At 67.5% G+C, this 11,986-nt stretch carries 9 protein-coding genes; 5 read left to right on the top strand and 4 right to left on the bottom strand.

Annotated features, from left to right (window positions below; all coding sequences use genetic code 11):
* Window positions 1-38: 38 nt before the first annotated feature.
* Both lysS and BQ7388_RS07380 read left to right on the top strand, forming a co-directional pair.
* Entirely contained in the window at window positions 39-2,297 is a 2,259-nt protein-coding gene (gene lysS, locus BQ7388_RS07385; RefSeq protein WP_062531605.1) for a lysine--tRNA ligase, read from the top strand.
* A 270-nt stretch (window positions 2,298-2,567) separates the two neighbouring features.
* On the top strand, window positions 2,568-5,156 hold the full coding sequence (locus BQ7388_RS07380; RefSeq protein ID WP_062531606.1) for an ATP-dependent Clp protease ATP-binding subunit: 2,589 nt from the start codon (window positions 2,568-2,570) through the stop codon (window positions 5,154-5,156).
* Between the two features lie 176 nt (window positions 5,157-5,332).
* Here the strand turns inward: BQ7388_RS07380 and BQ7388_RS07375 are convergent, their stop codons facing one another.
* The 3 genes from BQ7388_RS07375 to BQ7388_RS07365 form a co-directional block, all read right to left on the bottom strand.
* Complete coding sequence (locus BQ7388_RS07375) at window positions 5,333-5,668, bottom strand: type II toxin-antitoxin system RelE/ParE family toxin (RefSeq protein ID WP_062531607.1); 336 nt, start codon at window positions 5,666-5,668, stop codon at window positions 5,333-5,335.
* Window positions 5,658-5,933 carry an AbrB/MazE/SpoVT family DNA-binding domain-containing protein gene (locus BQ7388_RS13620; RefSeq protein ID WP_009278387.1) on the bottom strand — a complete coding sequence of 92 codons (276 nt, stop codon included), beginning with the start codon at window positions 5,931-5,933 and terminating at the stop codon, window positions 5,658-5,660. Before BQ7388_RS13620 ends, BQ7388_RS07375 begins: the two co-directional genes overlap by 11 nt.
* 718 nt (window positions 5,934-6,651) lie before the next feature.
* The gene (locus BQ7388_RS07365) at window positions 6,652-6,927 is read right to left on the bottom strand and encodes an AbrB/MazE/SpoVT family DNA-binding domain-containing protein (RefSeq protein WP_009278387.1); all 276 of its coding nucleotides are present in this window, start codon (window positions 6,925-6,927) and stop codon (window positions 6,652-6,654) included.
* A 691-nt stretch (window positions 6,928-7,618) separates the two neighbouring features.
* Between BQ7388_RS07365 and disA the strand changes: the two genes are divergently transcribed.
* The 3 genes from disA to ispF all read left to right on the top strand — a co-directional run bounded on the left by disA (window position 7,619) and on the right by ispF (window position 10,055).
* The gene (gene disA / locus BQ7388_RS07360) at window positions 7,619-8,695 is read left to right on the top strand and encodes a DNA integrity scanning diadenylate cyclase DisA (protein WP_072500139.1); all 1,077 of its coding nucleotides are present in this window, start codon (window positions 7,619-7,621) and stop codon (window positions 8,693-8,695) included.
* Window positions 8,692-9,486 carry a 2-C-methyl-D-erythritol 4-phosphate cytidylyltransferase gene (gene ispD / locus BQ7388_RS07355; RefSeq protein WP_083558318.1) on the top strand — a complete coding sequence of 265 codons (795 nt, stop codon included), beginning with the start codon at window positions 8,692-8,694 and terminating at the stop codon, window positions 9,484-9,486. The genes disA and ispD overlap by 4 nt, the downstream gene beginning before the upstream one ends.
* A gap of 92 nt (window positions 9,487-9,578) precedes the next feature.
* The gene (ispF, locus tag BQ7388_RS07350) at window positions 9,579-10,055 is read left to right on the top strand and encodes a 2-C-methyl-D-erythritol 2,4-cyclodiphosphate synthase (RefSeq protein WP_062531610.1); all 477 of its coding nucleotides are present in this window, start codon (window positions 9,579-9,581) and stop codon (window positions 10,053-10,055) included.
* Window positions 10,056-10,304: 249 nt separating this feature from the next.
* Here ispF and BQ7388_RS07345 read toward each other — a convergent pair whose 3' ends face one another.
* A complete protein-coding gene (locus tag BQ7388_RS07345; RefSeq protein ID WP_009278391.1) occupies window positions 10,305-11,936 on the bottom strand; it encodes an ABC transporter ATP-binding protein in 1,632 nt (543 codons plus the stop codon).
* Window positions 11,937-11,986: the final 50 nt, after the last annotated feature.

Below are 11,986 nucleotides of genomic sequence, written 5' to 3'. Positions count from 1 at the left end.
CCGAGGGCGCCCCGGGACCAAGGAGAAGGATCAGACAGATGGCCGACCAGAGCCAGGGCGCAGCGCCCCAGACCTCGATCAACGACGAGCGCGCGGTACGCCGCGCCAAGCGCCAGGCGCTCATCGACGCGGGGGTGAACCCGTACCCCGTGAGGAGCGCCATCGACGCCCATGCCGCCGAGCTGGCAGGGCGCTACGAGGAGCTCGAGGCCGGAGCCTCGACCGAGGACTCCTACACCGTCGCGGGCCGCATCCGCGCCTACCGCAAGCAGGGCAAGGCCTGCTTCGTGGTGCTCGAGGACGTGTCTGGCCAGATCCAGCTCTTCTGCCGCGTCAACAACCTCAGCGAGGCCGACTGGTCCCTCCTGGGCCAGCTCGACCTGGGAGACATCCTGCAGGCGACCGGCACCGTCATGCGCACGCGCCGCGGCGAGCTCTCCGTCTCGCCCAGCACGGTCACGCTGCTCTCGAAGTCCGTGCGCCCCCTGCCCGAGAAGTTCCACGGCCTCACCGACCGCGAGGTCCGCTACCGCCAGCGCTACGTCGACCTCATCATGAACCCCGAGGTCCGCGAGGTCTTCCGCAAGCGCTCGCAGATCGTCTCGCTCATCCGCCGCTACATGGAGGACGACGGCTACATGGAGGTCGAGACCCCCATGATGCACGCCATCCTGGGCGGTGCCAACGCCAGGCCCTTCGTGACCCACTTCAACGCCCTCGACCGCGACTTCTACCTGCGCATCGCCACCGAGCTCCCGCTCAAGCGCCTCATCGTGGGCGGCCTCGAGCGCGTGTACGAGATCGGTCGCCAGTTCCGCAACGAGGGCATGGACCTCACCCACAACCCCGAGTTCACCTCGATGGAGGCCTACTGCGCCTACTCGGACCTCGACGGCATGAAGCGGCTCACCGAGGGCCTCTTCAAGACCATCGCCCGCGAGGCCTGCGGCTGCGCGGAGGGCCACGAGGTCATCAGCTTCCAGGGCCAGAGGGTGGACATGAGCGGCACCTGGCGCTCCGTGCCCCTCTCGGAGGTCGCCTCGGAGGTCGTGGGGGAGCACGTGGACATGGACACGCCCGTCGAGCGCCTGCGCGAGCTCTGCGACGCCCACAAGATCGAGTGGCAGGAGGGCTGGGGTGCCGGCAAGCTCCTCTTCGAGCTCTACGACGAGCTGGGGGAGTCCACGCTGGTCGATCCCACCTTCGTCTGCGACTACCCCGAGGAAGTCAGCCCCCTCTCCAAGCGCAAGGACGAGGACTCGCGCCTCACCGACCGCTTCGAGCTGGTCATCTGCGGCCACGAGTACGCCAACGCCTTCTCTGAGCTCAACGACCCCGTCGACCAGGCCGGGCGCTTCGCCCAGCAGGTCGCGGCCAAGGGCATGGGCGACGACGAGGCCATGGGCTACGACTACGACTACGTCCGCGCCCTCGAGTACGGCATGCCCCCCGCAGGCGGCATCGGCTACGGGATCGACCGCATGGTGATGCTGTTCTGCGACCAGCCCGCGATACGCGACGTGCTACTCTTCCCGCAGATGAAGCCCGAGGTCATCACCAGGGCTGACATCGAGGCCCAGGTGAGCGGTGCCTTCACCGACAACGCCACGGCCTCGGTGGCGGACATCGCGGCGGATGCCGAGGCGGGAGCCTCGGACGTCGCGCAGGAAGGGAGAAGCGACCAGATGGCAGAGAAGATTGAGAGTGGCCTCACCCGCGAGCAGGCCTTCGAGCTGCTCAAGAAGTACAACGAGGACCCCTACCACATCGAGCACGGCGAGACTCTGGAGCGCCTCATGCGCCACTACGCCGGGCAGTACGACCCCCAGAACGTCGAGTTCTGGGGCCAGGTGGGCCTGCTCCACGACCTCGACTGGGAGAAGTGGCAGGACGACCAGCTGCACACCGTGAAGGCGGCGGAGCTCCTCGCGGAGGCGGGTGCCAATCCGGCGCTGGCACACTCCATCCAGACCCACAACTACGACATGAACCCCGAGCTCCCGGCGCCCGAGCACCAGATGGAGAAGGTCCTCTTTGCCATCGACGAGCTCAGCGGCCTGATCAACGCCTGCGTGCGCATGCGCCCCTCGGGCTCGGTCCAGGACTTCGAGCTCAAGAGCCTCAAGAAGAAGTTCAAGAACAAGAAGTTCGCCGCCGGCTGCGACCGCGACGTGATCGCCCACGGCGCCGAGCTCATGGGCATGGAGCTCGACGAGCTCTTCGCCAACGTGATCGAGGCCACCAAGCTCACCGACCCCGACCGCGACGTCTGGCTGGCCGAGCACCCCGAGGCCTAGCTGGGGGCGGGTGAGAGGGGCTTCCTTCCGGCTTGCGGTTGACGCCCGGCGGCCCTGAGGACGCCGGGCGTCGGCGTCCGTGGTGCCCTCCGCGCAAGCGCGGGGCGCCCGGGCTGGCAATGGCTGGATGCCTGGTCACGGCTCCGGCCCGGAATGTGGCGTTTCTCGCCCGCGTGGGGCGAGGGAAACACTCCCGTGTCGATGGGGTACACACCAACAAGCAAACGACGCCGCCCCCGGGGCGGCCCTTCGACAGGGGGGCAAGACCGCATGTTCGAGAAGTTCACCGACAAGGCGCGCAAGGTCATGAGCCTCGCGCAGGACGAGGCCCGCAACCTCGGCAAGATGTATGTCGGCACCGAGCACCTGCTGCTCGCGCTGATCAAGGAGGGGGAGGGCATCGCGGCCCAGTCGCTGGCGAAGCTCGAGGTCACCTACGACGAGACCCTCCTCACCATCAAGGAGATCTCGTCCGAGGAGTCGGAGCCGGTCCCGGGCGGGCACATCCCCTTCACGCCGCGCGCCAAGCGCGTGCTCGAGGACGCCTACCGCGAGACCATGACCCGTGGCCAGACCTACATCGCCACGGAGCACCTGCTCCTCGGCATCGTCGCCGAGGGGGACGGGCGTGCCATGACGGCGCTCTCGCGCATGGGCATCTCGGGAGACGCCATCCGCAACGCCGTGGGCGAGCTCATGGAGCAGACGAGCGAGGAGAACTCGCGCCGCCTGCCCCAGGGCGTCGGCGCGGCCTTCGGCCAGCAGTTCGGCGGCAGCCAGCCCTCCCAGCCCTCGGGTGACGCCTCCATGCTCGAGCAGTACGGCCGCAACCTCACCAAGCTGGCGAGCGACGGCAAGCTCGACCCTGTTATCGGCCGCGACCGCGAGGTCGAGCGCGTGATGCAGGTCCTGGCCCGCCGCCAGAAGAACAACCCGCTCATCCTGGGTGACCCGGGCGTGGGCAAGACGGCCGTGGTCGAGGGGCTGGCCCAGCTCATCGCTTCGGGAGACGTGCCTGACATCCTACGCGGCAAGCAGGTCTGGACCCTGGACGTCGCCTCGCTGGTCGCGGGCTCCAAGTACCGCGGCGAGTTCGAGGAGCGCCTGAAGAAGGTCATCGGCGAGGTGATGGAGTCCAAGGAGGACATCCTCTTCATCGACGAGATGCACACCATCATCGGCGCGGGCTCGGCCGAGGGCTCCATCGACGCGGCCTCCATCCTCAAGCCTCCCCTGTCTCGCGGCGAGATCCAGGTCATCGGCGCCACCACGGCGGAGGAGTACCGCAAGCACATCGAGAAGGACTCGGCCCTCGAGCGCCGCTTCCAGCCGGTCAACGTGGGCGAGCCCAGCGTGGAGGACACGCTCTCGATCCTGCGTGGACTGCAGGACCGCTACGAGAAGCACCACCACGTCCATTACACCGAGGGCGCGCTGGCAGCCGCCGTGACGCTCTCGAACCGCTACGTGCAGGACCGCTTCCTGCCCGACAAGGCGATCGACATCATCGACGAGGCTGGCGCCCGCACCCGCGTGCACAAGACGAGCCTGCCGCCCGAGCTCGCTCAGGTGGACGAGGAGCTCGCCCGCGTCAAGGACGAGAAGGCCCAGGCCGCCAGCGCCCAGGAGTTCGAGGAGGCCGCCCGCCTGCGCGACCGCGAGAAGGAGCTCAGCGCGAAGCGCGACGAGCTCGAGGCGGCCTGGCGCGAGCGCCTGGACGCCAACGTCGTCGTGGTGGACGAGGCCGACATCGCGGACGTGGTGTCAGAGATCACGGGCGTGCCCGTCTCCAACCTCACCGAGGCCGAGGCCAGCAAGCTGCTGCGCGCCGAGGAGGCCCTGCACCAGCGCGTCGTGGGCCAGGACGAGGCCGTGACCAAGGTGTCCAAGGCCATACGTCGCAGCCGCTCGCCCCTCAAGGACCCGCGCAGGCCCGGCGGCTCCTTCATCTTCCTGGGCCCCTCGGGCGTGGGCAAGACGGAGCTCGCCAAGTCGCTCGCGGAGTTCCTCTTTGGCAGCGAGGACGCCCTGATCAGCTTCGACATGTCCGAGTTCATGGAGAAGCACAGCGTCTCGAAGCTCGTCGGCGCCCCTCCGGGATATGTGGGCTACGACGAGGGCGGCGAGCTCACCAAGGCCGTGCGCCGCAGGCCCTACTCCGTGGTGCTCTTCGACGAGATCGAGAAGGCCCACCCCGACGTCTTCAACATCCTCCTCCAGATCCTGGACGAGGGCAGGCTGACCGATGGCCAGGGCCGCACGGTGGACTTCTCCAACACCGTCATCATCATGACCTCCAACATAGGTGCCCGCGAGATCGCACAGACCGCGCCCATGGGCTTCAGCGCCCAGGGCAACGGTGGGCTGTCTGACAAGGAGATCCGCAGCCGTGTGGAGGGCGAGCTCAAGCGGCTCTTCCGCCCGGAGTTCCTCAACCGCGTGGACGAGATCGTGGTCTTCAAGTCGCTCGAGGCTCAGCAGCTCCGTGGCATCGTGGAGCTCATGGTGGGCGAGCTGCGCAACCGACTCATCGGCCAGGGGATGTCCATCGAGCTCACCGACGCCGCTCGCGACTTCGTGGCCAAGGAGGGCACCGACCCTGTCTATGGCGCGCGACCGCTGCGTCGGGCCATCCAGACCCTCATCGAGGACCGGCTGGCCGAGGAGCTGCTCCAGGGCAAGTGGAAGGCCGGCGACATCGTGCTGGTCGACTCCGACGGGAAGGGCCTGAGCTTCTCGCGCGGCGAGGGGGAGATTCCCTCCATCACCGAGCGGGTGCACATGGAGCTCCCGCGCGCCAGGAGCCACTGGTCTCCCACGCCCCACGCACCCGAGGGTGCGGTCTCCTCGGAGGGCTAGGGCGAGAATGGCGCGCTGCCTGAGCTTGCGCGCGGACAGCCGTTGATTGCGACCGGCCCCGGGGCGTGCCGCGAACGGCGCCCCGGGGCCGATTTCTGTCGTGGCAGCGTTCCGTTGCGTCTCTGCTGCAACGCCGCCGCCCCATCGCCACCCTGCCGCCGCACGGGCCGGTGCTGCTACTCCTTTCGAAGGTAGCCCGCGACTCGGGAGCGCCAGTTCTCGGAGGCATGAAACAGGTCCAGGAGCACCACTGCCTCGTCCTCTTCGATGGCGCGATACACGGCTATGTACCTCTCGACCTTCACCCATCCGAGGGCTCCTGACTCGGGGGCGGTATCCGTCTTGACCAACGATGCGCCCATGAACGGCGTGCCGCCGAGCAGCGACTGCGCCCTTTCTTGTGCTGCAACGAGCCTCTCTGCGGACCTTCGGCCATAGTATTTGAGCCGATAGTCCAGGACGGTGGAGAAACGTTCCTCGTAGGCGGGGGTCGTGAGCACCCTATAGGTCACGGCTTGCTCTCAGGCTGTCGGTGAAGTCGGAAGCGCTGCGGGTGGCTCCGGCGCCGTACGCCTCGTCGGCGGCCGCAACGCGAGCGAGAAACTCCTCGCGAGTTCCCAGGCCGAGGGGGTTGCGAGGGACGGCTACGAGTTCGACGCGTTCTCCATCGCTCAGGAATGCCACCTGGTCGCTCGGGTGAACCCCCAGGATCTCTCTAATGGACTTGGGGAGAGTCACCTGCCCCGTTTGTGTGATGGTTCCCGCCGCAACAGGCATGCAGCGCTCCTTCCTTTGGCCATCCTTTATTCGCCTCTCGATATTAATATTAATATCGAGAGGTGTCGATGCCAGAAGCACCAATGCGGGCTGCCGACTCGGTATCCGGTGCTCGTGGAGGCGGGGATGCGACGCTGGTGTGGCGCGTCTCGCCTGGAGTTGTTCTCTACTGCGTACCGCGGCGTATTGCCGTCGCGGCACGCCCTTGCTCCGGCGGGGGACGCTCGCGCGCTGAGGTTTGTTCTTTACTGCGGCGTTCCGGGGGATCCTCTCCCCCTGGGGGCGGGTAGGGAACACGCGGCGCCCGGGGTTGTTCTCTACTGCGCCGCCGCGCGGGATTCTCGCCCGCGAGGCAGAGTAAAGAACGCGCCTGCCGACGTCTTCCCAGTTGCGGCCCGGGACGGCGTTCCTNCCCGCGACTCGGGAGCGCCAGTTCTCGGAGGCATGAAACAGGTCCAGGAGCACCACTGCCTCGTCCTCTTCGATGGCGCGATACACGGCTATGTACCTCTCGACCTTCACCCATCCGAGGGCTCCTGACTCGGGGGCGGTATCCGTCTTGACCAACGATGCGCCCATGAACGGCGTGCCGCCGAGCAGCGACTGCGCCCTTTCTTGTGCTGCAACGAGCCTCTCTGCGGACCTTCGGCCATAGTATTTGAGCCGATAGTCCAGGACGGTGGAGAAACGTTCCTCGTAGGCGGGGGTCGTGAGCACCCTATAGGTCACGGCTTGCTCTCAGGCTGTCGGTGAAGTCGGAAGCGCTGCGGGTGGCTCCGGCGCCGTACGCCTCGTCGGCGGCCGCAACGCGAGCGAGAAACTCCTCGCGAGTTCCCAGGCCGAGGGGGTTGCGAGGGACGGCTACGAGTTCGACGCGTTCTCCATCGCTCAGGAATGCCACCTGGTCGCTCGGGTGAACCCCCAGGATCTCTCTAATGGACTTGGGGAGAGTCACCTGCCCCGTTTGTGTGATGGTTCCCGCCGCAACAGGCATGCAGCGCTCCTTCCTTTGGCCATCCTTTATTCGCCTCTCGATATTAATATTAATATCGAGAGGTGTCGATGCCAGAAGCACCAATGCGGGCTGCCGACTCGGTATCCGGTGCTCGTGGAGGCGGGGATGCGACGCTGGTGTGGCGCGTCTCGCCTGGAGTTGTTCTCTACTGCGTACCGCGGCGTATTGCCGTCGCGGCACGCCCTTGCTCCGGCGGGGGACGCTCGCGCGCTGAGGTTTGTTCTTTACTGCGGCGTTCCGGGGGATCCTCTCCCCCTGGGGGCGGGTAGGGAACACGCGGCGCCCGGGGTTGTTCTCTACTGCGCCGCCGCGCGGGATTCTCGCCCGCGAGGCAGAGTAAAGAACGCGCCTGCCGACGTCTTCCCAGTTGCGGCCCGGGACGGCGTTCCTTACTTCCCCCATCCGCCGCAATGGCCCGCCCGTGCGAGAGAAAAGAACGTCCGCCGTCGCGGTGCCGGCCGCCGCGCCCTGATGTGGGCGGGCGTGGCGAGAGAAAAGAACATCCGTCGCCGCCGCGCCGTCCGCCCCGTGGCCCGCCGTCGCGCTCTCACCCCTGCACCCCTCTCGCCCAACCCCAGACTGCCTGGGCCTGCGCCGCCGCAGCGCCCTATACTGTGAGGTACTGTCCGGGCGGCCCCGTCGTGGGCCGGCAGCAGAGGAAAGGAGACCCATGGAAGCAGCGATCGCCGAGGCCGATGCCAACGACACCAGCAGGCGATTCAGGGACGCCATCGCCCAGACGGCTCCGGGAACGGCGCTGCGCCTCGCCCTGGACATGATCATCGCCGGACACCTTGGCGCCCTCATCTGCATAGGAGACACCGACAACGTCCTTGCCGCCGGCGACGACGGCTTCAGGCTCGATATCTCGTTCACGGCGAACCGCCTCTTCGAGCTCTCGAAGATGGATGGCGCCATCGTGGTGGACAAGGGCCTCACGCGCATCCTTCGCGCCAACTACCACCTCAACCCCGACCCGTCTCTGCCCACGAGTGAGACCGGCATGCGCCACCGCACCGCGGCCCGCATGAGCCTGCTCACCGACGCCATGGTCATCTCGGTCTCGGAGCGGCGCCAGGTCGTTACCGTTTTCATCGACGGCAAGGGCCACCAGCTGCGCTCCGTTGCGGACATCATGGGCACCGTGAACCAGCTCCTGGTCTCGCTCCAGTCCACGCGCACCCAGCTCGACCGCAAGCTGCTTCGCCTCACCACCCTCGAGCTCGACAACTACGTGACGCTCTCTGACATCTCGCAGACCATCTACCTCTTCGAGGTGCTCATGACGGCCTCGGAGGAGCTGGGCAACCTCCTCCTCCAGCTGGGCAGCGAGGGCAAGACCATCGCTATGCAGCGCGAGGAGTTCATCGGCGGCATGGACGAGGAGTACACCCTGCTCGTCCGCGACTACGCCGCCGACTCCAGCGAGGAGAACGCCGCCGGCGTACGCCGTCGCCTGCACGAGACGGTCAACGCCCAGCTGCGCTCCTCGAAGCGGATCGCCAGCATCCTGGGCTACGAGGACAAGGGCGAGGATTCGGTCATGACGCCCCTGGGCCTACGCACCCTCTCGGGCATCTCGGTCGTGCGCGAGGGCATGGCGGACAAGATCGTCGACGAGTTCGGCTCGCTGCAGCAGCTCCTCGACGACATCGAGCAGAACCCCGCCCGCCTCGATCGCGTGGGGGTCGAGAACCCCGGCATCCTGGCCGACAGCCTGTATCGCATGTGGGGCAAGCGCGCATGAGCGGGAGAGAGGCGCCTCGTCCCGCCGCGTGCGCCTGCCCCCAGCGCGTGGACGAGGCCAGCCCCGAGCCCGACGCCTGCGCAGTCGTCGTCGCGGGCGGCTGTGGCGAGCGCTTCGGCGATCCGCGCGGCAAGCAGTTCGTGGAGCTGAGGGGCCTGCCCCTGGCCTGCTGGTCGCTTCTCGCCTTCGACCGCGCGCCCTCGGTGGGCCATGTCGTGGTGGTCTGCGCGCCAGAGCGTGCGGACCAGATGCGCGACGAGGTCCTTTCTCGCGTCTCGCTCAGGTGCGAGGTGAGCCTGGCGCCGGCGGGCCAGACGCGCCAGCAGTCGGTGCACTCGGGGCTCGACGACGTGCCCGACCGCTTCGACCTCGTGGCGATCCACGACGCCGCGCGGCCGCTCGTCTCCACCGCCTCCATCGAGGAGGTCCTGGCGGCGGTGCGCCGGGACTCCGGTCTCGGCGGGGCCATCTGTGCCACCCACGCCACCGACACCCTGAAGCTTGCGGAGGCCGGCGTCATAGTGGCGACGCCCGACCGCAGCTTCTACTGGATGGCCCAGACCCCCCAGGCCTTCCGCCGCCGCGACATCCTCATGGCGCACAAGGCCGCCGCCTGGGATGGTTACGAGGGGACGGACGACGCCTCGCTCGTGGAGCGGCGTGGTGGCAGGGTGCTTTGCGTCCAGACCTCGCGCGACAACATCAAGGTGACGCTTCCGGAGGACCTGGCGATTGCCGAGGCGCTCCTGGAGCGCAGGCTCATCCGGGAGGGCTGCGGCCTCGGGGACTGACGTGCCCCATCGGGATGCGGCCGCGGCGCCAACTCCGGGAGGGCGTGTTCCTCCCAAGCACGACCCGACACGGCTCACAGAACGGGGAAGACATGCTTCGCATAGGTCACGGCTACGACGTCCACCGCCTGGTCGAGGGAAGGCGCTGCATTCTGGGCGGAGTGGACATCCCTTCCAGGCTCGGCCTGCTGGGGCACTCGGACGCGGACGTGCTGGCGCATGCGCTCTCCGACGCCCTGCTCGGGGCCCTCCGTGCCGGGGACATCGGCCAGCTCTTCCCGGACACCGACCCGGCCTACAAGGACGCGGACTCGCTCGCCCTCCTCTCGCGCGTGGGCGAGCTGGCGGGCGAGAGGGGCTTCTCCATCGTGGACTGCGACTGCACCGTGGCCGCCCAGGTGCCCAAGCTGATGCCCTACCGGCAGCAGATGAGGGAGAACCTCGCCGCCGCCCTCGGGCTCGACGTCGAGCGGGTGGGCGTCAAGGCGACCACGACGGAGGGGCTGGGCTTCGTGGGGCGCGAGGAGGGCATCGCCGCCTGGGCGGTCGTCCTCCTGGAGCGGCCGTAGGCGCCTCTCGCCCGAGGGGTCGCCTCCGCATGTCGCTGCATGACGAAGCATGCGGAGGCCGCAGGGCAAGGGCGCGCCCCCGCGGCAAAATGCGCAGCTACGCGGCGGGGCTCGCGGTCGCGGGAACTCCGATGTGGGTGGTTCCTGACCCGACCCAGGCGAGAAAACCACCCACATCGGGGCTGTGGCGGCGACCCGACCACCCACTTCGGGCCCCTCGCGGCAGGCGCGCCGGGCTGCGGGCCATCCCTACAGCCGTATCACGTGGTCGCAGGCATCGATGAGTCGGTCGTCATGCGAGACCAAGAGGATCAGGTGGTCCTTCTTGAGCTGCCCCAGGATTCCCACGAGGGAGTCGATGCTTTTCGCGTCCAGTGCGGAGCTTGGCTCGTCCATGAGCATGACCTTTGGGTCCTCGAGCAGCATCCGGATGATCGCTACCTTCTGCTTCTCGCCTCCGGACAGGCTCGCGTGCGTCCCGTCGACCATCGTGTCCAAACCCTTGGGTGACTCGTCGACAAGCCGCCCGAGCCCCAGGCGCCCGCAGAGCTCCATGACTCGCTCTCGTGGCGGCTGGACGTCGCAGAGCAAGGTCAGGTTGTCCCACAGGCTTCCCTCGATGACGCCGGGCTCCTGCTCCACGTACCCGACGAGATGCTCTCGCAGGTCGTAGTGATCCATCTCCCTCAGTTCCGCGTCGTCATAGCGGATGTCCCCTCCGTAGAAGTCGCTCCATTCGCCGCTGACGAGTTTGAGGAGGGTCGACTTCCCGCTGCCGTTGCCACCGACGAGCCCATAGAGTCCCCGCCCCGAGAAGCTCATGTCGAGGCCGCGTAGGGTCGGCTCCTCGTTTCCGGGGTAGGTGAAGCTCAGGTCATGGCAGGTGATGGCGCGGACGTCAGGGGCAGCCTTGCCCGGGCCGTTCTTCTCCAGGGGCGCGTCGGCGAGCTTGCGCAGCCGCTCGAAGCTCGCCCTGCAGCCCTGGTACTGGGTCCCGAAGTCCGAGAAGAAGCTCGCGGCCTGCGCCAGTGCGTTGAAGTACCCCACCGCCGTGGCTATGAAGCCCACCTCAAGGGCGCCCGCCGCCACCTGCTGCGCGCTGACGAGGATGACCACGGCGAGCAGAGCCGTCTTGGTGGCCTCGACGCCCCCGTCGACCGCCCCACCAAGCCGGTTCGTGCGGTAAACGCACGTCCTGGTGACCCCGTAGGCACGTTCGAGCGTCTGGGCGTAACGGTCGAAGAGGACGTGCCTCCTAATGAACGCCACGTCACTGAGCTGGTGCAGGAGCATCGACATCTCTTGGGCCTCGGCCTCCTTGAAGGCCATGCTCCTCCTGTATATCTCCTTGCTGGTGAGCGTGTACGAGAGCACGACGACCGCGGCGAGCATGGCGCAGAGGATGGCGAGCCAGGCGTTGGCGCGAAACATGAGCACGAGGACCAACACTGAGGTCGTCGCGTTCGCGAGCGCCTGGTTGCCCGTCCAAAGGAAGAAGATGGAGAGCTCCTCGGAGTCGCCGTTGACCCGCTTGGAGTAATAGCCGGCGTCGAAGTCCTTGAAGAAGTCGGCAGGGAAGCGCTGCATGCGCCGCAGGGTTCGGGAGGTGAGCGCGAAGGAGGCGTCGAAGTGCAGCTTCGTGTAGAGCATCGCGATGCCGTACTGGGCAAGTCCCGCGGCGACTCCGAGCACGGCGATCGTTGCGCTCCAAAATGCCACACGGCCCAGTCCCTCTCCGGCGACCAGGAGGTTTATCACGAAGCCCGTGAGCAGGGGGATGACAACTTCTATGGCGCTCAACAGGAGGGCGAGGGCCATGTACAGGAAGAGCCTCGCCTTGTCGTCGACCGACCTCCAGAAGTACCCGAGCATCTCTCCCATTCGCCGCCTCCTAGCATTCGTCCGGAGCAAGTCGTCCCTGGCCCAACTTT

Origin of the sequence: Olsenella phocaeensis (assembly GCF_900120385.1) — a bacterium.
GTDB classification, from domain to species: Bacteria; Actinomycetota; Coriobacteriia; order Coriobacteriales; family Atopobiaceae; genus Olsenella_I; species Olsenella_I phocaeensis.
This window is presented reverse-complemented; position numbering and strand designations above follow the sequence as displayed.

Excerpts from the sequence above, each read along its gene's own strand:
- BQ7388_RS07380 (WP_062531606.1), top strand. The coding sequence starts at position 2,568 with ATGTTCGAGAAGTTCACCGACAAGGCGCGCAAGGTCATGAGCCTCGCG.
- ispD (WP_083558318.1), top strand. The coding sequence starts at position 8,692 with ATGAGCGGGAGAGAGGCGCCTCGTCCCGCCGCGTGCGCCTGCCCCCAG.
- lysS (WP_062531605.1), top strand. The coding sequence starts at position 39 with ATGGCCGACCAGAGCCAGGGCGCAGCGCCCCAGACCTCGATCAACGAC.
- BQ7388_RS07365 (WP_009278387.1), bottom strand. The coding sequence starts at position 6,927 with ATGCCTGTTGCGGCGGGAACCATCACACAAACGGGGCAGGTGACTCTC.
- disA (WP_072500139.1), top strand. The coding sequence starts at position 7,619 with ATGGAAGCAGCGATCGCCGAGGCCGATGCCAACGACACCAGCAGGCGA.
- BQ7388_RS13620 (WP_009278387.1), bottom strand. The coding sequence starts at position 5,933 with ATGCCTGTTGCGGCGGGAACCATCACACAAACGGGGCAGGTGACTCTC.
- BQ7388_RS07345 (WP_009278391.1), bottom strand. The coding sequence starts at position 11,936 with ATGGGAGAGATGCTCGGGTACTTCTGGAGGTCGGTCGACGACAAGGCG.
- ispF (WP_062531610.1), top strand. The coding sequence starts at position 9,579 with ATGCTTCGCATAGGTCACGGCTACGACGTCCACCGCCTGGTCGAGGGA.